Below are 21,270 nucleotides of genomic sequence, written 5' to 3'. Positions count from 1 at the left end.
ATCTCCGTACCAACGCCGACCTCTTCGGAAAGATATCATCTGTCGTACTCCGATGGGATCAGGTGATCGAATCTGGAGCAAACGCGACGCGAGTGCCGAACATTCGGTTCTGAGAGTATTACACAGCGTAATCTGAGCACTGCCAATTCAGCGGTGGAATCACCGTTGACAGTCACGTCGCCGTACTCTACGTGATAGTTGTGATGCTGCCTGTTTCGTCTTCAACTTTGATTTCTCCTTCGTCAAGGAAGACCCGAGCGCCGTTCTTTCCGAGTTTGACCTCCCCTTGGTTCGCAGTGATGTTTCCAAACTTCGCATCGGCGAGAACACCATCGGCGGAATTAAATACCTCGAATCGCTGCCCCGAATTTGGTAGATACACTGCCAGATCGTTGGCTGGGGTCTTCGAGAAGTACCCATGAGTCGTCCCGTCTCCGTCACGAAACTGGATCCAATCCGTCCGAGATCCCGCAGTACCAAACCGATAGCGGGTTCGCTGATATTGACGGCTACCGAAATGTGAATCCGCAGTCGTCTCGTACAGTTTCGTCCCCCTGTCATATACCACGTCTCCAATCTCTGCACGTTGATGCACGAACGGAATGTCGTTCGGGTCATTGAATTCCGTGGAAACGCCTGAGAACGTGCAAATCATATCGCCTGGATGCCTCCGGAGAGAAACGAGGTCCACACCCGTCCCACCGTCGGTACCCGCCGAATCGAAGTTGACATTGACTTCAGCGCCGCGCAAAGAACCATCAACGCGCCAGCCAGTCACACCAGGGTTCATAAACGTCACAAAGTCAAGTTTGGCGTCAGCCGTGACACGCGCATCACGCATATCGAAACCGATGTTGGCCTGCGAGATGGACGAGTGAAATTGGAGCGATTTGAATGAGTCCGTTCCATCTCCTCCCGTGAAGGTTGCTCCCTCAAGTCGGATACCACTCGAAACTCTCTTTATAACAGGAACATCAAACTTGTTGTTCTCGCAGAAGCTGTCAACATTTCGTACTTGGATACCGTACTCAAACCCTTCTATGAGCGACAGGCTGAAACTATGGTGAAGGGCGTCTTCAAGATAGATCCCAGCTGTACCATTAACACCACTTCCAGGTCCAGTAATGTATCCGCCATTCCACGTGATACGGTCATTTCCGCCGGAATATGAATTCGGGGCGACATCGATAGCTCTTCCAGTCCCGGTATAGTCAATCTCGGCGCCATAGGCTTCAACGACTACCTCACGGGGTTGACTCACATCGATTGTTACCGTTGTGTCGCCACTGTATACCACCTCGGGGTCAAGTTTAATGTAATTATGATTTGCGATTGCCTGCTTGACATCTGCAAGCGTGTTGCCCTTGACGTTATACCACCTGCTGATATCTGCATCGTTTACACTCAGTTTCTCGACGTGCTGCTCAGGTACCGGCCGATTCGCACTCCCGAGTCCACCGACGATCTCTTGCGCCGAGTCAGTCACCCGGACAAAGACGTTATCGGCGCCGACGCGGTAGACTGGCCACTGCCCGCTCGTGCTTTTTGATACCTCCCCGGTTGCAGGGAGATCACTCCAAGTTGGAACCTCATTGATCACCTCGATACCCAGGTCGTTAAAGTTCTCATTAAGTGGTGCGTGCCAATTATCAGTTCCCTCAGAAGGCTGGTTAAATCGTGTCATCGTGATCCTCCAATCCGTATGCTCCGTAGCCTTTCGTTCCGGAGTCAGATCTGTAGGTTTTGATATCGTCGGTTCGAGGGCTAGTATGATAGTGGTCTAAAATCTTTTTCAGCATAGTCTCATATGGATATCGCTGGGATATGGATCTTTTGATAATAATGAGAGTAGTATTTAGCTTACCTGATTCCGTATGAAGACGAAGGCTTGAATCCAATTTTCGACAGTACTTCTTCCGGCGTGGCTGAAACAATTTGAGAATCGATTTGTTCAACGTTTTAGTTTAATAAAACACGTTCGACACTGTTACAACCACCGTATTCCTCGTATCTGTGATCAAACCTGTGTCCGTGAAGAACCGCTTACAGCCGCAGTACAGAATCGACTTGTCCCAAACAGTGTTAATTTACTTTACCTGATAACAGGCCACACGTTTCTTTAATCCCTAGACCCACCATATCGATGATCCGCCGTTATCATACACGGGACTTGCCGCTCTATCTGTTCGGAGTTGTGACATTTCACTGCCTGAAATATACCGCACATACTGGTGGCGGTTCTGTGGCTCAACACCCACCCAGTTCTGATTTCTATCTAAGATGACAATATATCCTCGATTGTCGAATAGACTTGATACAGAATCGGATGTTGAATAACCGAGATCATCTGGGAGTCTATTGTCAGCCTCAGCAAATGGTCGCTTAGTCCAAGGAATTTGGCTGGCACGCCGTGTTCCGATAGTGTACTCTGCTTCAATCTGCGTAATTTTCATCGATCGTGTATTAATGTCGTAGTTTGCGTATGTCATATGATGTTCAATTACTTCGAATTCAGCTTGATTGGCGTGCCGCCGTTCGTCGTAGACAGTGAATATTGCGAGACCACCTGCGGTGATAACCACTACTACAACAGCACATACTGCAACGGAGTTGAGTGACATACTCAGAGGAGACACGTCGTCATATGTATGTAGTGCGGTCATCCCAAAACCTAACAAAAGAATCGCAGCAAGGAGGGTGAGTTGATTTATCCGGTAGAACTCGGTGATTATTGCGGGGAACGCTAGGAATATTACCCCAATAGCACCGCCAGCGACGTAGAGTACAGATGCTGTTGTCTCGCTGAATCTGACATTTCGATCCCGAAGGAATTTGTACCCAACCCGAAGCACAATTAGACCGCCCGCTGTGAGATATAATATGAGTACCCCGTAATCGCCTATTATGTAGCGCTGGATGATTTGCAACACCGTGTAACTTGACTCCTCTGCCCCTTCAACTCTCGTGACTGCGCCAAGTGCGCCCGCTGTGAGTGACAGCACTGTCTGTCGAACTAATCGGCCGAATGTGGCTGTTGAAAAATACCATACTATGAGTGGAACCGTAACTAACATCCCCCACAGCGCACGATAGTAGCGTTCGGAACTCCCTGTACGGAGGTTGTAAGCCGTGGTAGCGAGAATGCCACACCCAATAAGGACTACGACAAAAGCGGCGGACATTGGATGGATAAACACAACCCCGAATAACAGTACGAATGCGGAGATTAACGCTGCTGCTGGCTTCGACTTTGCGAAGCGGCCGTTCCGCAGGGATTCAGCGATAAATAATATAAGAGGTAACAGGGAAAATGCAATAAACCACGGCATTAGATGCTGCATATATTTCCCGAAGATGAGAGGAACCGCCGCAATGCAAACGAACTGTGCCGCGTATCGCCCGCTGAGAGCGCGTCCGAGAAGCGCACAACTAACAATGAATATAGCAGTAATAAGATACATCAAAATAGGTTGAAATATCTCAACTGGGATATCAGTAATAATTGCGGCCTGCGAGATGACGTAGTGCGTACCTGGATACATATTGACCGTCGGATTGAATCCGGTTGAAATAATATATTCAACGTACGAAAAGTGCATCAGGGAGTCGGCCCGCGAGAATGCCCAAAATTCGAAGCCGACCGCTCGCGGGAGAAAGTACAAAATAGCATACGAGGCACCAACGACTATGATTCCACGGACAAACACTGAAAATTGCTCGGAGAATGCACCGCGGGCGAGCAGGATAATGCCAGTTACGGTCGAGAGAGCAAGCGCACTCCATATCCAGACTGGAACAAGGCCATAGAAACTTGGCGTGTACCCAGGGGGCTTCGTGAATGTCACTGCTCCAATCGCAGCAGTACTGACACCAACCGCGCCTACCGCTATTACTCCACGATCAATACGATTCACAGTCATATTAGTGATGTGTCCGTTATTAACATTTTCCTCAGGAGTGGGCAAGTATCTGCCTGCTGGAGATAATTAGTTGGTCCTGTCGCAAAGTCCTCTAGAGTTCAGTAGCAACTGGCTCCCGTGAGGAACGGGACGCCTCTGGTGTCCACCCAAGAGGTGTCCCGTGCACGCCACAATCAACGTGCGGTTCACGATTCGACGAAGACAGAACGGTACCGCTCGCCACGCTTGCCGAGTTCGTTACTGAGCAGAACGTCGAATCTGTCCTGCTCGAATCGATGGTCGAGTGCCTCGACGCGTCTCGCGTCAAGGCGCTCTGTGGCGAGAAACACACTACTGGCAACGGTGACCGACGCTTCCAACGAGCTGGTACCGATACTCGCACAGCCGTCGCAACCGCCGGTGAGCACGAATTCGATCTTCACTATGTCGAAGATACCGCCGCTGACCACGACGAATCCAGCTACTTCCGGCCCGTCGAAGCTGAGAACATCTTCGACGGGCAAAACCGCTATCAGCAGGACATCGCCGTCAAGAGCGTCGATCTCGCTACATCGCTCAGTTATCGTGACGCCGCTGATCACGGCGATGGCTTCGTCTTGATGCTGTCGCCGGCGACCATCAACCGCCGAGCCAAAGAGTACGGGAACAGGCTCAAGCAGTTCCTTCCAGACTGTGTCGCTGAAACAGACGTTAACGCCGTTATTCCTGACGGTACGAGGTGTCACAGCCAAGACGACGACCGCGCGTACCACTCCGTCCAAGCCACGCTCGGCGAAGGTACTGCCGACGAGTCGCGCTCCCTGCTGGATCTCTCGGCCAACGCTGACTGGGACGAAACAGCCACCGAACTCGAAGACATCGAGGCTGAGAAGGGCATTATCACGGCTTTTACCGACGAACACCGCGATCACCAACTTGATCTCGTCCACGTCGGTTGGACGCTTGACTACAACCTCTGGGACGACGGTGTGTTCTCTCTGGACCAGCGGAACGAGATAGTCTCGGAGGTGATCGACGAGGTGTTCCATCTGAAGAACTCGGTCGCCAAACACCGTCCAGACGGGGAGTTCGCGGCGATCCGTGAGCGGATCGCGCGAACGACCGAGCGTATTGAGAAGACAGCGTGGCAGTTAGATCAGTACGGATCAGCGAAGGCTGCGGGGTATCTTCGGCGGTGGGTTCCGTCGATCGTGACGTTCGCCGAGGCTGCTATCGAGGGGTTCGAGGTACCGTGGACCTCGAACTCCGTCGAACGGCTAATGGGTGAGGTCAGCAAGCGACGCAGGAACCAGTGGATGCGCTGGACAGCGGAAGGATCAGAGGCATTGCTCCAGCTTCGGCTGGTGAAGTACGCTGATCCGGAGTACTACTAGGCGTTCCTCGACGAACTACTCCACCGATCGACCAAAACAACAATCAGATGTGACCTCTCAATTGAGAGTACCAGAGGCAGACTCTAGACCGCTTTGCGATGCGACCAATCGATTACGTGAGCAGGTTGAACGGGGTGAGTTCGGCTTTGACCGCCACTAAACTAGAACCGATGACGGCTCCGCACAACCGACGGAACAACGCATGAACGGAGTCAGCTACCCACCGGAGAGTGGGTAGCTGACGCCCTCATACTCCTTGATTTAGGCTTCTACGACTTCTGGCTGTTCGACCGAATCGACCAGAACGGCGGATGGTTCGTCTCCCGCGTCAAGGACAACGCGAACTTCGAGATTGTCGAAGAACTACGGACGTGGCGGGGCAACAGTATCCCGCTGGAAGGGGAGTCGCTGCAGGCCGTCCTTGACGACCTGCAGCGACAGGAGATTGATATCCGCATCACGCTCTCGTTTGATCGCAAACGAGGGTCGGGCGCAAGCGCGACCCGGACGTTTCGGCTGATCGGTCTGCGCAACGAGGAGACCGACGAGTACCATCTGTATCTGACGAATCTCGGCAAAGAGGACTATAGCGCGCCCGATATCGCGCAGCTCTATCGGGCGCGCTGGGAAGTCGAGTTGCTGTTCAAGGAATTAAAATCGCGGTTCGGTTTGGACGAGATCAACACGACCAACGCCTACATTATCGAGGCGCTGGTTATCATAGCAGCAATTTCGCTGATGATGAGCCGTGTAATTGTGGACGAGTTGCGGTCAGTTGAGGCCAGACAGCGTGAGGCCGAAGCCGCCGCAGACGCCGACGAGTCGGCGTCGCGGCTCCCTCGGCGTCGCTGTTCGCTAGCCGTGGAGCGGCACGCTCATCTGATTCAGCTATATCTTATGGTTGAGTTGGGTTACGAACTACCGGATTTAGACGAGCTGTTGCTGTGGGCGTCACGAAATCCAAATCCACACAGGAAACGGCTACGCAGCCAGGTTGAATCGGGTGAGTTCAGCTTTGCTCGCCACTAAACTAGAACGGATGGGTGTCCGCCATCGTTCCACAAAATCCAAATCAATCCAGTCTGTACGTCCGCTGAGGCGGTTGATTTCTGCTATAGACCAGCACAAAATCACACCGCCTCACTCTTCATCCTTAACTAAACACGACCACACGACCATTATTACTGAGCACTCGGTTTCAATACAGAATACTAATAAAGAAACAAGACAACCTGCAAAACAGCCAATGGACTTGGCAAAGTCTATTACCAAGCTATTCGGCGCAAAACTCCTATCTTCGATTATATCATTTGTCGGGCTTGCGTTCTTTGCACGGGAGTTGGGAGCAAGCGAGCTTGGTACATTTTTTTTGTTCCAAGCTGCTGTTGGCATACTAAAATTGCCCGCAAATTTTGGAATTAATGGCGCACTGGAAAAGAGAATCAGCGGAAGCAATCAGCCAGGGATTTTCCTATCTACAGCTATCTTCTTAAAATTTCTACCGCTGACATTGATCTCAATAGCTATTTTTGCTTTTCGTGAGGTTATAAATGAATATGTTGGCACAACAGTTGGGGTATCTCTGATTGCTGGACTAATTGCCGCGGAAGCATATCAGATGGTTATGCATCTATTACGTGGTGAATTAGATGTCTCCAGATCTGCCGATCTCGTGCTACTTAGGAGGATGTTGTGGATAGCTTTTGGGGTAACTAGTATATCGATTTTAAATTACAAGGCAAATGGTCTAATATACGCCTGGATACTAGCTACAGTGTGCGCATTCATATCTGGGATTTATTTAAAATCCACTTCTACTGGATATCCATCTTGGTCAAAAGCACGGTCACTATTCAGTTTTGCTAAGTTTGATGTTATCTCGGGTGCTGGATCAGTTTTGTTCAACTGGCTTGATGTACTTATAATAGGACTTGTATTGAGTCAGGCAGAGGTGGGCGCGTACGAAACCGCTTGGAGACTTGCATCCGTGACCATACTCCTCGGTATTGCAGTGCGCAACAGTATGTTTCCTCAAGTTAGTGTATGGCATAATGAAGGTAATTGGGACAAAATATCAAGTACTGTGAGTAATATGATAACTGCCTCACTTTTTTTCGTCATTCCATCGTTCGTCGGTGTTGCCATATTGTCGGAAGAATTATTAGGATTAATTTTCGGCGAGGAATTTGTATTAGCTTCTACAGCATTGTCAATTCTAGTTGCTCAGAAGATGTTTCAAGCTATAAATCAAGTTATTGGTAGAACTTTGCAAGCAACCGGTTCCGCAGATCTAGCCGCCTATGCTATGATAGGTGGCGCATTGGTCAATATTATGTTGAATATCATATTAGTTCCCACATATGGGCTAGAGGGTGCTGCGCTAGCCACGTTCTTTTCTTATCTATGTATGACGACGATCAGAGTTCATTTCTTCAAAAGATATATTTCTATGAGTCCGGATTGGACTGGGCTAGGCTGGTTAACCCTTTCATCAGCAGCAATGGGATTAGCCGTATGGGTTGCTACTCTTGTAGTTGTTCCCAATAGTCTATTCAAGCTAGCTACTGTTGTTTCGGTTGGAGTGACAGTGTATTTTGTAGTTGTCCTTGCATCAGAGAGGATGCGTGCAAGAGCAGTCAAGCAAATAATGGATATATAGGTACACAACCATCCGTCTTTAGTTAATACCCTCAGTAATACTGTTCTGGCCCAGTTTCTGTTCGAATTCTGCCGATTTACTCCCGCTATGGCGAGAAATTCGTGTTTATAGGGTCAGTTTATTGCTTAATTTCAGTAGATACAATGTCTGGCTCGTTTGATTAGTACGCTTCAATACTATGCGGCATATTTCTATCTGTGTATATTACTATCAAGCTTAACTAAAGACGAATGGGTACACAACTACTCTAAATAACCTACACAGAAGATAATACACTTGGACGGTTCACTCAACCACGCCAATTTAGCAGTGTATTTAAATAGTAAGTGCTCACTCACACCATATGATGGAGGAGAAATCCAACGTAGTACTCGTGGTGATGGATACTGCCCGTGCGGACTTCGTTGATACCCAGTATGCAGAAAAACCCGTCACTCCTAATATTTCAGAAATAGCAGAGGAAGGTTCGTCATTCTCTAGCGTGTACAGTACTGCACCGTGGACATTGCCCTCCCACGCATCGCTGCTGACTGGGACGTATCCGTCAACGCATTGTGCACACGCCGGTCACAAGTTACTCGATAGTGAACATACGATGTTACAAGAGGTCCTTGCTGGGTCAGGCTACGAAACCGTTGGTGTATCCAACAACGTTTGGGTAGGTCCTTCCTTTGGGTTTGAAAGTGGATTCGAGAAGTTCATTAAAGGATGGGAGTTGCTACAGTCAGGTACTGATCTCGGCGGCATCGGTCTTACTACAAACGGCCGCGAACAGATTATTTCGATCGCGAAAAACATTTTTCGAGGGAACCCGTTTAAAAATTTTATAAATGCAGTATTCGCTAGATACTATATGGATAGAGAGCTGGACAACGGTGCACACCGCACTAATAGGCGTATTAACAGTTGGTTAGGTTCTCGAGAAGACTCCAAGCCATTCTTTTTATTTATTAACTATTTGGAGCCGCACCTAGAGTACCGACCGCCAAAGGAATATGCAAAAAAGTTCCTTCCAGAAACCGTTTCGTATCAGCAAGCGATGAATGTCAATCAGAATGCCTGGGAATATGTAACGGAACAAGTAGATCACTCGAAAAAAGATTTCAAAATTCTAAAATCATTGTACGCTGCCGAAACTGCATATCTTGACTCTAAGATCGGAGATTTAATTGCGATATTAAAAGAAAATGACGAGTGGGATGAAACAGTCTTTATTTTACTTGGAGATCACGGAGAGAATATAGGTGAACATAATTTGATGGATCATCAGTATTGTCTATATGATACTCTTATGAACGTTCCTCTGGTAACAAACAAAGAACAATTTGGGGATAGTGTGAAGTCCGATGAATTAATCCAATTAGTTGATATTGCTCCAACAATATTAGATGAGGTTGATATCGGGGCACATAATTTTCGGGATCAGATTCAGGGCTATTCGCTACACAATTCAGATTTCGGCCGTAAGTTCGTTATAGGAGAGTATGCTGCACCACAACCATCTCGAGATGCCATAGAAGAGCGTGTTGGTGACCCACACGGCATTATGGACCGATTCGATCGGTCTATTCGATGTATTCGTAATAATGAGTTCAAATATATTCGTGGATCCGATGGAGAGACTGAATTGTACAATATTAAAAGTGATCCCGGGGAATCACAAAATGTATCCAATGAATATCCGGAAATGTGCGAACAGCTAGAACAACAACTTGACCATTGGCTTGATTCAATAAACAAAAGGAATGTATCTGGTGAGGTATCAATGGGTAAGTCAACGCAGCAGCGATTGGAGGACCTTGGTTACCTGCAATAGCCTACGTACGCTCGTTCGTAATACTTGAAAATAATAGGTCAGATTGGCTTTGGAAAGAGTCAAATGAGTGTGACTCAGCCAACCTTCGACCGGTACGCGCCATAGATTGTAACTCTCCTCGGTTTTCAATTGCATAACGAAGAGTGCCCGCAAGTTGCATCGGCTTATTTGTTTCAAATAGGAGCCCGTTTTTTCCATCTATGATATAGTCATTGATTCCGTGCGTATCAGATCCAACAACAGGCGTACCTGAAGCAAGCGCTTCAATGCCGGTTGTCACGTAACCTTCGATAAGTGACGGGAGAACGAATACAAACGCGTTACGGAATAACTCTAACTTCCTTTCTTCGGTTACAAATCCGGTAAAGGTAACATTCTTAAGCCCTAGATTATCCGCAAGCTGTTTCAATTGACGGTCCCTGTTCCCCGTCCCAGCAATAGTGAGAGTATATTCATCATACGTATCTTCGATGTGTTTCCAAGCTCGGAGAAGGCAGCCCGCATTTTTACGCTGGGTAAGTCGGCCAAGGAAGAGGATGTTTTTTGAATCTGGATCGAATTCATATTCGAATTTTTCTAAATCAATACATGGCCTGAGTACATAAGTGTTAGTACAATCACCTATCTCCTCCATTCGGTTCGCTGTGCTTGGCCCAGCACAGATTATATGAGAGTCTAAATAAGACAAAGATCTATCAATAAGATTTATCACTGTTCCACCGATTTTAGTGTCAAATTCCCAAGCAGAATCGAAAAATGCAGTGTGCATAAATGTTGCATCAACTGCGGTACCCGGGTGATCAAAATGAAGTGGGTAAAACGGAATATGAGAGATGTCATCCAGTATTATGTCATAATTATTATTATAGACAACATTCCGGTATGTTTTCCAGCCCCGGACAGAGTTCACCATCTTCCTTACTGGGCTCTGCGGTTCACTGTACTTGAAATTATGATAATTTATGTCACTTTGTCCCATATTATTTCGAATCTCTGAATCATTCGGTTGGGGGCACAAAATATCAACATCCCAGCCACTATTAGTGAGTGCAGTTGCAATATTATGCATAAGTAGGTCAGCACCACCTGTTGGTTGGTTATGTAGGGACCAATGTGAGCGGATTAACAAACGGTGGCCACTAGCCATTATTTTACCTCCGAGAGACAGGATTCATATACACTACGAACTTCCTGTGCACGCCTCTCCCAGCCGTAGTTCTCTACCATATGATTTCGCGCGTTTTGACTAATGCGATTTGCAAGTGCAGGGTCATTAAGTAGTTTGATTAAACCCTCTGCAACTGAATCTGGAGTAGGTTGATCAATCAAAATGCCCGAATAGCCGTCAGTAACAACCTCAGGCACGCCAGCAACCGCTGAAACCACTGGTGGTAATCCACAAGACATTGCTTCAAGTAGTGTCAACGGCATACCTTCAGAGAGCGATGGACGACAAAATAAATCCGCCTCACGCATCGTCTTGGGCATATTCTCAACATAACCAGCAAACTTAATCCTATCAAATATGCCCAGTCTTTTCGCTTTATCACGTAGCCGGTCTTCCATTGGCCCTTCTCCCACTACACAAGCAGAACACTTATTATTCCTATTGAAAACTTTTTCCAGTGCCTCGACAAAGATATCTGGTCCCTTGTTTTTGACTAGACGTCCAACAAATAAAATAGTACGTTCATTGTTTGTGGTCATTATATTCGAACCGGAAGGTGAGAACTTACCTGTATTAACACCGTTTGGTATTACTGTGATTTTGCTTTTTTTAACTCCAAGGCTAGTTGTGTGATCCGCGACTGCGTTGCTGACAGCGATTATTCTATCAGCGTAATTTAATAATATACGGCCGACTGTCGCTTCTAAAGCGCGCGCAAACGTACTAGCTAGTCCATCAATCCCGTCAATGGGTCCAATGTGTAGCGTCAATATGAGTGGGACTGTATACGTATTTTTGATAGCCGTAATAATAGGCGCGACAAAGCTTGTAAAGAAGAAACGATTATGTATATGTATTATGTCTGGCTGGTACTCATTCATAGTCTGTATAAATTTTGTAAATGCATCTGTAGAAATTCGTGTTTGTAATCCAATGGTCTCTGTGAGTTCAATTGGGTCGGCGAACACCACATCGATATTCTGGTGCTCAAATGATGAGGGAATGTTGCCAGCTCCAAGCGAGAATAGTATTATATGAGTCCCTGATTGTGCCAAACTGACTGCTAACTCTTCAACAACCACCTCAACGCCCCCACCACTTGGAGGGAGATAGTCAGTACAAATGAGTATATCTGAGGGTTGGTTATTCATATATGATCATTTTATAATTCTTGGTTATTAGACACTGGCGTAATCTATACATTCACTCGTTATAACTCTAAGTATGTGCAAATGAATTTTCGGTTTCATACAGTAATGGCAGTTGTTTTATTATTACTCTCGTTCGGGGTCTTATTTCGTAATGTCTTATATATTACTTCCGGGATAGCAATTTGTATATGGCTCATTGCAAATCAGACGATTTTCATCTATGAATGTATAGATCTGGATGGACTAAATGTGATACTAGACATTCCAGATCAGACAGTTAGCGGAGCGATCATATCGTTCAATTATTCTGTGATTCGTAGTAATAGTGATAGTGTTAATCTCAATTTAAACATTGGGTTTTCGGAATGTCTCCAGTCACACTCACAACAGCAGATTGTGTTATCTATGGGTGATAAACAAATTGAGGCTACTATAAGAGCCAAAGTTGATACTACAGGTCTGGCATATGTTGGCCCCCACGACCTCGAATTCACCGACCCCGGCGGCTTCTTCACGAGTACCCTCCAGTACGGCGACACACACACGATCACCATCCAGCCGCGAACCACCGGCAACCTCCACGTCGGCGAAGGTGGCCAGCCCGTCGCCACGCGCTACGGCGAGCATAAGGCCGGCAGGGCCGGGGCAGGACTCGAACCGTATGAAGTAAGGGAGTACGCCCCCGGAGACCAGCTCTCCCGGATCGACTGGAAGGCGACCGCCCGCCTCGGCGAGCCACACATCCGCGAGTACGAACTGACGACCACCCACGAAACCGCACTGGTCGTCGACCACCGGGCGTCGATGGGTGTCGGCGACGACGGCGAAACCAAACTCGACTACCTCCGGGAGGTCGGCCTCGCGTTCGTCGAGTCGGCCGAGCGCTTCGACGACCCGCTGGGACTGTACACCGTCGGCGACGACGGCGCGACCACCGCCGACGGCCCGGCAGCGGGCACCGAACAGTACAACGCGGCCCGCGGCGTCGTCAGAGCCCTCTCGCCCACGCGCCCGGAGTCGTCGGACCCGACCGACGACCCCACGCCGCCGGCCACCGCGCGGCGGAACGCCCGCCGGCTCGCCGACGACCGAACTCCACTCGGGGAGACCCTCCGGCCGTACTTCGACGCGACCGACGTCTACGTCCGCCGACTGGCCGACCAGCCGCTGTTCCGCACCGTCCAGCTCGCGCGGTCACAGTTGCGTGCCGGGTCGTGGACGGTGATCATCACCGACGACACACACCCGAAGGAGGTTCGGGAGGCGGCCAAACTCGCCCGCCGGAACGACTGTCGCGTCCTGCTCTTCCTCGCGCCGTCGGTACTCTACGAACCGCACGGCCTCGACGACTTAGACCGCGCGTACGGTCGCTACCGCGAGTTCGAGGAGTTCCGGGCGTCGCTCGCGCGGCTGGACCGCGTGACCGCACTCGAGGTCGCGCCCGGCGACCGTCTCGAAACCGTCGTCGGGCGGCATCGGGCGGGAACCCGACGGCGTCGCGGCGCCGGTCGGTCGGCCGGCACCGACCGGTCCCCGACCGGATCCAGGTCCTCGGACGCCGAGCCCGCCACGCCGCCGGAGGGCGCGGCCGATGAGTGAGCAAAACCCCGCGGACGATCCCGCCGGGGGCCGGCGGCCGTACACCCCGTTCGTTCGGCTGGAGGGCGGACTCCGCCGGGCGCCGGAGTTCGTCGCGCTGGGACTCACGTTCCTCGGGCTGCTCCTCCAGGCGGAACTCCGCGGGGTCGCGGCGGGGATCGCGCTCGTCGTGCTGTGGACGCGGCTCCGGGTGGAGTTCGTCTTCGCCGCCGGGGCCCTCCTGGTCGTTGCGCTGGGCGGTGACGCGCTCACGCTCCCGACGGGGGTCGCGGCGGCGGGGCTGGTGGGGTTGCTCGCCATTCACCTCGCGCGAACCTGGGGTTCGGTGCTCCTCGGCGTGGGCTTTCTCGCCGTGGCCGCCCTCGCCGGCGGCGGCGTCGTGGTCGCGAGCCGGGAGGTCTCGCTGGCGTGGATCGCGGCCGGGTCGGCGGCGATCCTCGTGGTCGCGTCGTACGCACTCCACCGGTATCAAGTGGTTCGCTTCGCCACTATCGAGGCGACGGACGCCGAGGGGCCGACCGACGACGCCGCGGGGGCGGACGGATCGGGCGGCACCACCCCGTCGGGGGACGGCGACGCGAGGAGTGAGACTGTATGAGACCCACACGGAGTGACCCCGTATGAGCACACAGGAGGAAACCACCGCGGACGCGACCGAAGCGGACGACGAGGCCGAGCGCAACGCACGCACCGCCGCAGCGTCCGACCCCGGAATCGACGACGCCTCCGACCTCGACAGGGATGAACTGACCGCGGTCGTCGAGGAACTCCGTGCGGAAAACCGGCGGTTGCGCGAGGAGTACGCCCGCGCCCGCCGCAGCGAGTACCGCCGGTCGGCGGTCGCCCTCGCCGTTCTCGGGATCGTGGGCGTCGCCGGGGGCGTCCTGTTTCCGGTCGCCCGCGAGGTGCTGCTCGTGCTGGGCGCCGTCGGCCTCTTCGGCGGCGTCCTGACGTGGTACCTCACCCCCGAGCGGTTCGTCACCGCGACCGTGGGCCAGTCGGTCTACGAAGCCGTCGCGGAGACGGGTGCGGCCCTCCGCGACGAACTCGGGCTGGCGGACCCGAGCGTCTACGTCCCGGTCGATCGGGACGGCGAGTCGGGCGTGCCGGTTAGACTGTTCGTGCCGCAGTCGCCGGGGTACGACCTCCCGGACGACGAGGCGCTCTCGTCGCTGTTCGTGCTCCCCGACTCGGCCGACCGACGCGGGATCGCGGTCCGACCCACGGCGGCCCGGCTGGTCCGGGAGTTCGAGCAGGCGACGACCGAACCCGTCGCCGACGATCCCGGGACGCTCGTGACGCAGGTGGGGGACGCGGTCGTCGAACAGTTCGAGCTCGTCGACGCCGCCGACCCGGAGGTGCACGCCGACGACCGCAGAGCCACGGTGGCGATCCGCGGCGGCGTCTACGACGACGCCACGGGGTTCGATCAGCCGGTCGCGTCCTTTTTCGGCACCGCGTTCGCGCTCGGGCTCGACCGACCGGTTTCGGTGGAGGTAGCGGACGCCGACGACCGGACGCTCGTCACCTGCGAGTGGTGACCCCAGGCGCGCCTCGTAAATCCGGTCACGTCGCGGTCACGTTCACCCACAGGTGAAGTTCGCGGTAAGCGTTCTCCGTGGTCGGCGTCGCCGGCGGGTCACCCCGATAGAGCAGATACGTCAGCCGGAGCCGCTCGCCGGTCAGGGTGGGCGCGACCCGGTGCTGTCGGGTCCAGGTCTCGTTGTGTGCAAGTGTTGGGGAGAACCGCGGCCCCGACTCCGATTCCAGTACCGTCGTGGAGTTGTTCGCCGTCTCCACCCGTTGCACCTCGGTCACCACCGTGTAGGAGACTTCTTCGTGTTCCTGGTTCGTCACGCCGACGACCAGCGACTCCGGCTCGCCCGCCACGAAGTCGGTCGGGTAGCCGTCCGCGACGAGGTCGCCGTCCTCGCCCTCGGTCAACAGGTAGAACTCCGTGAACGACTCGCCCTGTTGGGGGACGGCCACGGCGTAGCCGACGCTTCCCACGGCGAGCAGGATGCTCACCGCGAGGAGAACGTTCAGCGCCAGGTCCGTCCTCGTGTCCGGCTCGAACAGTTCCCGGCGCGCGCGGGCGATCCACTCCCGGTACGGCACCGCGAACCGGTCGTCGGGGTCGAGCGCGGCCCGACGCCGCGTGCCCACGAACGCCGCAACGAGAGTGAACCCGCTTACGGAAACCAGGATCGGGACCAGCCGGATCCCCCACGGCGTGAAGTTGAGCGCGAGCCCGATGAGCGGGACGATCGCGATGCTGGTCCCGAACGACAGCGCCACCCGCTCGATGCCGTCGATCCCGCGATCGCGGGACGGCGCGGCCGACTCCTCCGCAGAGGGGGCGTCCGCGTCCGACCCGTGCGTTCCCGCCTCCGGAAACAGCGCGGCGATGAAGGCATACCCCGGGACGAACAGGACGAACGGGAGGCCGAGCACCACCCTGATCGGCGTCTCGCGGACGCCCGGAAGCACCGCCGACAGAACGGTCAGGACGACGAGCGCGACGACGGCCGCCAGGTCCGCCGGCAGAGCCTGCACCGCCGGCGGCAGGTACGCGCGCCACCCCGGATCAGTGTCAGCCGCCATTCACCGTACACTCCGCACGGATCGACAAAAGTCGGTCGGTGCGGGCGACCGGTCAGTCACCGGCCGACCCCGGTTCCACTCGCTCCCCGACGACGACGCTCGCGCTGTCGATCGCGTCCTGTGCTGTCTCGGTCGTGCTCCGCGCGGGGGAAAAGGCCGCCCGCTCGTACGCCTCCGTGAGGCGTTCGAGGGCGTCGCGGCGTTCCGCGTCGAGCGAGCCCCCGTACCGCCGCAGCAACTCCCAGTGGGTGAGCGCGGGTTCGACGCCGAACCGGGCGTCGAGGTGGCGTCGCACGGCCCCGTACGCGCCGATGATGGACTCGTCGGCCCGACCGCCGGAGAGCCGCTCCGTCGCCGCACCCAGCAGCGCGCCGGCCTCGTCCGCCGCGTCGTCGTCGGTATCGGAGTCGTCGGTCTCGTCGGGCGGTCGGATCACCGTGTCCGGCCGACTCGCGGCGTAGCCCCCGCCCAGCAGGGGGCCGACGGCGGCCGGCAACCCACGGACGACGGCGCGCCACACCCGTCTGAGGACCCCGCTGGAGGCGATGACGAAGACGACCAGAAACGCCACCAACCCGCCGCCGAGCAACACCGGGTCCGCGCTCCGGACCGACTCGAACTCCAGTTCGTCGACCGGGTTCCCGAACCCGGACACGAATCCGCCGGCGGGGTTCTCGACGTCGGGGACGAGACCGGTCGACGCGGAACTCACGCCGACCCGCAGGTCGACCCCCTCGACGTTCCCCTGCGGCGGATCGTACGCCACGGTGAGGGCGGTCGACTCGTTCGCCGCCACCTCCGGGACCGACACGTTCGTCTCGAACGTGCCCTCGTCGCTGACCGCGACCGTCCCGACCGTCTCGCCCCCGCGGCGGACCGTCAGCCGCGCGTCCGAAACCGGATTTTGGCCGACGAACATCCCGCCGAACACCCGAGCCGTGTCGGCGTCGAGCCGTTCGGTGTTCACCACGAGGGTGGGTGTTGACCGGGTGACCGTGACGTTCGCCGCGGCCGGGTCTGCGGCGAACGCGCGGTCCTCCTGCGGAACTGCCACGCGGAGCGTGGGGGAGCCGGCCGGGATGGACGCAGGCAGGCGTCCGGACGCGGAGAACGCCCCCGAGTCCGTCGTGTTCGTCTCCGCCAGCAGAACCCCGCCCAGCGTGACCGTCACCGGAACCCCCGCCGCACCCGTCCCGTTGGCGCGGACGGATCCGCGAACCGTCACGTCGTCGCCGTAGGCGACGCCCGAGGGGGTCCCGTTCAGTTCGACCGCTCCGGTGGTGGCGCGGATCGTCACGTCGGTTCCGGCGGTCGTCCGGAGGTACTGCGAGTCGTTCCGCGGACGGTACGCCGCTTCGACCGTGGCGGCTCCGACCGGCGCGGTCGTGGGTCGGTACGTCACGGTGTACTCGCCCGCGGCATCAGTCGTCGTTCGGATGGTCCGCTCGGGCGTCCGCACTTCGACGGTGCGGTTGGCGAGCGGCGTTCCGTCCTCGGCCCGCAACTGTCCCCGGACGACTGTCGGGTCGGCGAACGACACCTCGCGGGTCGTCGCCGACACCGTCAGTTCCGGCGGGACGAACTCCCGGGTCCGCACCTCGTCGGTTGTCCGGTTGACGTTCGTCGTCACGTTCGTCGTGATGTCGCGGGCCGGCCCGACGTCGATGGTGCTGTTCTCGGCGATGACTTCGTGGCTGGTCGCCAGGTCCGTGCCGAGTTCCTCGACCCGTGACCCGTACCGCGAGACGTTTCGGGCGAGCGACCGGCGGCGCTCGTCGCTGACATCGTCCGCGTTCCGGTACGCCTCGAGCGCCCGACGGTAGTTCCGCACCGCCGCCGCGAACTCCCGCTGGTTCTCGCCCGTCCGGTTCAACACGCGGCTCACGTTGTTGTCGTCGGGATCGGCCGTCTCCTCGGCGACGGCCGCGTACCGCCCGGCCAGGGAGGGGTACTCCTCGGCCAACTGTTCGCAGGTCCCGTTACCGTTAGTCCGACTCTCCCGGGCGCACGCGACGAGCAGCGTCCCGATCCGATCCCCGAGCCACCGCCGGACGGCGGTCAGGTCGCCCGCTTCGCCCGACCCGTCGCCCCCGCCGTCACCCTCGCCCGCCTCCGCCGGGTCGGTGTGCTGGATCCCGACAGGACCCGAGGGGGGTCCCTGCTGGAACGCGACCGGTCCGGAGGCTGGCCGATCGACGGCAGCATCCGTCCCTGTGGGCGGTGCGGGCGACAGCGCCCCGACCGTCCCGACCGATGACCCGACGATCGCGAGCGCCAACAGGACCGGAAGGAGTCGGGCGGTGTCGGTCATCCGTTTCGCGGGGTCCCGACGGGATCGTCCGTCATCGTCGGCCGTCCGACCAGGAGATCACGGTACGACACGGTCCTGCGGTCACTCCTCGGAGTCGACGGAGGCCTGTTCGTCCGGATCGGCGCCCGAGCCGCCGTCACCGACTGCGGTCCCCTCAGCCCCGTCGGTCCCGCCGATCCCGTCGGACGGCGTCACGGAGTCTAAGACCTCCTCGATCACGTCCCTCGGGGTCACGTCGCTGAGCTCCGCGTCCGTCGACAGGACGAGCCGGTGGGCCAGCACCTGGTCGGCCAACGTCTTGGGGTCGTCCGGGATGACGTAATCGCGGCCCCGGATGGCCGCCCGGGCCTTCGAGGCTTGCAGCAGCGCGATCGCCGCGCGCGGCGACGCGCCGTGGGCGACGCTGGAACTCGCCCGCGTCCCCGCGACGATGTCGAGGATGTAGTCGCGGACCGCGTCCTGGAGGAACACCTCGGTGACGGTTTCGCGGGCGGCGAGGATGTCCGACCGATCCGCGACGGGGCTGACATCCTTCGATCCCATATCGGGGGTCGCATCGAAGGCGTCCAACAGCCGTGTTTCGAGCGCCCGGTCGGGTATTTCGACCCGGAGTTTGGACTGAAACCGGTCGCGCTGCGCCTCGGGCAGCCCGAAGGTTCCCTCCATCTCGATGGGGTTCTGCGTCGCGATCACGATGAACGGCGACGGGAGTTCGTGGGTCTCACCCTCGATCGTCGCCTGTCGCTCCTGCATCGCCTCCAGGAGGGCGCTCTGCGTCTTCGGCGTCGCCCGGTTGATCTCGTCGGCGACGACGACGTTCGAGAAGATCGGCCCCTTCTGTAAGTCGAACTCGCCGGCCTCCGATCGGTAAATCCGGGTTCCGGTGATGTCCGCGGGCAGCAGGTCCGGCGTCATCTGGATGCGACGGTACTGCAGGCCCAACGTTCCGGCGAAGAGGTTTGCGATCGTCGTCTTGGCCACGCCGGGAACCCCTTCGAGCAGCACGTGCCCCCGGGTCAACAGCGCGACGGTCAACCCCTCCAGAACGTCCTCGTTTCCGATGAGGACGCGGCCGGCCTCCTCACGGATCCCCTCGAGCAACTCCTCGGGGTCAGTCATCGTCCCCCTGTTCAGACTCGTCTGTCATAATCTCTTGCATAACGCGGTCCAGTCGCCCCGGATCCCAGTCCGGGTGACGGTTCGCGAGACCTCGTCGCAGCCGCTCGCGGGACGCCCGCGGGCCGTCGTTCGTCCGCCCGCGGCCCGACCGAGCGGCCGAGACTCGCGCGGAGACGACGAGGATCACGCCGAGCGCCGCGAGCCCGACGGTTCCCTGGAGCAGCGGGCTCCGCCGGAGCGTCAGGACCGCCGCGACGAACGGCGGCGTCTCCCCGACGTGTGAGTAATCGAGCAGGACCCGCTCGTGGCCGGAGAACACGCCCCGGGTAAAGCGCGCGTTTCCGTCTTTCTCCAACATCCCGTTGATGAAGACGCTCGGGTCGCTGACGACGACCGCACGTCCGTCGCCGATACGCTCGACGGTGACGACGGGGCGGCGTTCGAGCGACTCCTCGTCGTCGAGCGCTCCGTTCCCGTTCTCGTCGACGTACGCGAACGAGGAGGTCTCTACCACGACACGCGCGCCGTTGGGTTCGAGCACGCTCCCGTAGTTGAGCGTGAGCTGGTCCGCGCCGCCCGTCAGGCCCGACTGGTTCACCTCGGTCGCGACCACGAGGTTCGGCGACCGGAAGTTGTTCCGTTCGTCTCGCACCAACCGGCCGTCGATCCGGGTCGACGCCCCCACACCCTCCAGAAGTGCGTTGCCGTTCGAACCGAAGTCCTCCGCGATCACGAGCGTGCCGCCCCGCCGCACGAACTCCCGGAGGCGTTCGGTCTCCGCATCGGTGTACGGGCTATCGGGGGAGAGGACCACGGCGACCGTTCCGGACGGCGGCACGCCGCCGTACTGCGCGGTGTCGGTCACGACCGTCGCCTCCGCGCCGACGGCGTCGGCGTGTCCGCGGAGGTCCGCGGTTCCGTTCCACTCCGAGTTGTACGCGCTGAACCCGGCGACCGATGTCGACCCCGCCCACAGGATGGTCGCCGCAAGGCAGACGGCGAGCGCGACCGCCACGAGCGTCGGGCGGTCCCACCGTGCCATCAGAGCACCTCCGGCGGCAGGATCGCGATGATGCGCTGTACCACCACGTAGGCGAACCCGAGCAGTCCGACGAGGATCACCCACTTCAACCGCCGCCGCCACGCCGGCGTGACTCGAAACGGTGCCGTCAGCTCGACCACGATCAGGAACCCGATGAGCGAAACGACGAAGAACAGTTCGTACGTGAGCGCATCCAGAAGCGCAAGCACGAGCGCCGTCGCGAGCAGCCACGCGAGGTTCGCGTGGACGAACCGGCGGCGTCTCGTGACTGGCATAGTCGTCTAATTCGGACACCTAATCTTGAATGTGACGACTATCCGAAAGGCGGGCTGCATAGGAACAGAACGGCCGGCGCGTTTTGTGGTTCCCGACCACCCGGTTCCCGCCGTCCCGTTCCGAAGCGCTGGAACCAGGCCGAACGTGTCGATCGGATGGATGGATTTATCATCCCTGGTTTCTACATTGATATTGTCACAACACGCTACGCGACGTTGTCAATGACTGGCTC

Annotated in this window: 14 protein-coding genes and 3 pseudogenes; 7 read left to right on the top strand and 10 right to left on the bottom strand. The window is 56.6% G+C overall.

Annotation, left to right across the window (positions count from 1 at the left end; all coding sequences use genetic code 11):
• Positions 1 to 187: 187 nt before the first annotated feature.
• Positions 188 to 1,684, bottom strand: a complete 1,497-nt coding sequence (locus H5V44_RS10000) for a hypothetical protein (RefSeq protein WP_185192973.1) — start codon at positions 1,682 to 1,684, stop codon at positions 188 to 190.
• Positions 1,685 to 2,126: 442 nt separating this feature from the next.
• Positions 2,127 to 3,914 (bottom strand): hypothetical protein, encoded by a 1,788-nt coding sequence (locus H5V44_RS09995; RefSeq protein WP_221625671.1) that lies wholly within the window; start codon positions 3,912 to 3,914, stop codon positions 2,127 to 2,129.
• Positions 3,915 to 4,080: 166 nt separating this feature from the next.
• Here H5V44_RS09995 and H5V44_RS09990 point away from each other — a divergent pair.
• Both H5V44_RS09990 and H5V44_RS09985 read left to right on the top strand, forming a co-directional pair.
• A pseudogene (locus tag H5V44_RS09990) lies at positions 4,081 to 5,380 on the top strand (ISH6 family transposase).
• Between the two features lie 87 nt (positions 5,381 to 5,467).
• Positions 5,468 to 6,322 (top strand): annotated as a pseudogene (locus H5V44_RS09985) (IS4 family transposase); the annotation flags it as partial.
• A 12-nt stretch (positions 6,323 to 6,334) separates the two neighbouring features.
• On the opposite strand, the pseudogene H5V44_RS17980 reads toward H5V44_RS09985, so the two are convergent.
• Positions 6,335 to 6,409: pseudogene (locus H5V44_RS17980) on the bottom strand (IS6 family transposase); the annotation flags it as partial.
• A 130-nt stretch (positions 6,410 to 6,539) separates the two neighbouring features.
• Between H5V44_RS17980 and H5V44_RS09975 the strand changes: the two are divergent.
• On the top strand, positions 6,540 to 7,952 hold the full coding sequence (locus H5V44_RS09975) for a flippase (RefSeq protein ID WP_185192972.1): 1,413 nt from the start codon (positions 6,540 to 6,542) through the stop codon (positions 7,950 to 7,952).
• A 343-nt stretch (positions 7,953 to 8,295) separates the two neighbouring features.
• Positions 8,296 to 9,768 (top strand): sulfatase, encoded by a 1,473-nt coding sequence (locus H5V44_RS09970; RefSeq protein WP_246403899.1) that lies wholly within the window; start codon positions 8,296 to 8,298, stop codon positions 9,766 to 9,768.
• A 1-nt stretch (position 9,769) separates the two neighbouring features.
• Here the strand turns inward: H5V44_RS09970 and H5V44_RS09965 are convergent, their stop codons facing one another.
• Together H5V44_RS09965 and H5V44_RS09960 are read right to left on the bottom strand one after the other, a co-directional pair.
• Positions 9,770 to 10,915 carry a glycosyltransferase family 4 protein gene (locus H5V44_RS09965; RefSeq protein WP_185192971.1) on the bottom strand — a complete coding sequence of 382 codons (1,146 nt, stop codon included), beginning with the start codon at positions 10,913 to 10,915 and terminating at the stop codon, positions 9,770 to 9,772.
• Positions 10,915 to 12,087 carry a glycosyltransferase family 4 protein gene (locus tag H5V44_RS09960; protein WP_185192970.1) on the bottom strand — a complete coding sequence of 391 codons (1,173 nt, stop codon included), beginning with the start codon at positions 12,085 to 12,087 and terminating at the stop codon, positions 10,915 to 10,917. The genes H5V44_RS09965 and H5V44_RS09960 overlap by 1 nt, the downstream gene beginning before the upstream one ends.
• 405 nt (positions 12,088 to 12,492) lie before the next feature.
• On the opposite strand from H5V44_RS09960, the gene H5V44_RS09955 reads away from it, so the two are divergent.
• Genes H5V44_RS09955 through H5V44_RS09945 form a run of 3 tightly spaced genes read left to right on the top strand, consistent with a single transcriptional unit; the run spans position 12,493 to position 15,227 of the window.
• A complete protein-coding gene (locus tag H5V44_RS09955) occupies positions 12,493 to 13,686 on the top strand; it encodes a DUF58 domain-containing protein (RefSeq protein WP_185192969.1) in 1,194 nt (397 codons plus the stop codon).
• Positions 13,679 to 14,284: a hypothetical protein gene (locus tag H5V44_RS09950; RefSeq protein WP_185192968.1), complete on the top strand. Its 606-nt coding sequence runs from the start codon at positions 13,679 to 13,681 to the stop codon at positions 14,282 to 14,284. The genes H5V44_RS09955 and H5V44_RS09950 overlap by 8 nt, the downstream gene beginning before the upstream one ends.
• 22 nt (positions 14,285 to 14,306) lie before the next feature.
• Complete coding sequence (locus H5V44_RS09945) at positions 14,307 to 15,227, top strand: hypothetical protein (protein WP_221625670.1); 921 nt, start codon at positions 14,307 to 14,309, stop codon at positions 15,225 to 15,227.
• Positions 15,228 to 15,252: 25 nt separating this feature from the next.
• On the opposite strand, the gene H5V44_RS09940 is transcribed toward H5V44_RS09945, so the two are convergent.
• The 5 genes from H5V44_RS09940 to H5V44_RS09920 all read right to left on the bottom strand — a co-directional run bounded on the left by H5V44_RS09940 (position 15,253) and on the right by H5V44_RS09920 (position 21,037).
• On the bottom strand, positions 15,253 to 16,290 hold the full coding sequence (locus H5V44_RS09940) for a DUF1616 domain-containing protein (protein ID WP_185192967.1): 1,038 nt from the start codon (positions 16,288 to 16,290) through the stop codon (positions 15,253 to 15,255).
• Positions 16,291 to 16,342: 52 nt separating this feature from the next.
• On the bottom strand, positions 16,343 to 18,601 hold the full coding sequence (locus H5V44_RS09935; protein WP_185192966.1) for a DUF4129 domain-containing protein: 2,259 nt from the start codon (positions 18,599 to 18,601) through the stop codon (positions 16,343 to 16,345).
• Between the two features lie 81 nt (positions 18,602 to 18,682).
• Positions 18,683 to 19,720 (bottom strand): AAA family ATPase, encoded by a 1,038-nt coding sequence (locus tag H5V44_RS09930; RefSeq protein ID WP_185192965.1) that lies wholly within the window; start codon positions 19,718 to 19,720, stop codon positions 18,683 to 18,685.
• Entirely contained in the window at positions 19,713 to 20,762 is a 1,050-nt protein-coding gene (locus H5V44_RS09925; RefSeq protein ID WP_185192964.1) for a DUF4350 domain-containing protein, read from the bottom strand. Before H5V44_RS09925 ends, H5V44_RS09930 begins: the two co-directional genes overlap by 8 nt.
• A complete protein-coding gene (locus tag H5V44_RS09920) occupies positions 20,762 to 21,037 on the bottom strand; it encodes a hypothetical protein (RefSeq protein WP_185192963.1) in 276 nt (91 codons plus the stop codon). Before H5V44_RS09920 ends, H5V44_RS09925 begins: the two co-directional genes overlap by 1 nt.
• Between the last annotated feature and the right edge of the window lie 233 nt (positions 21,038 to 21,270).

The sequence above is a fragment of the Halobellus ruber genome (assembly GCF_014212355.1).
Taxonomy (GTDB): Archaea; Halobacteriota; Halobacteria; order Halobacteriales; family Haloferacaceae; genus Haloquadratum; species Haloquadratum rubrum.
The sequence above is the reverse complement of the archived record's forward strand: the minus strand, read 5'-3'. Positions and strand labels throughout refer to the sequence as shown.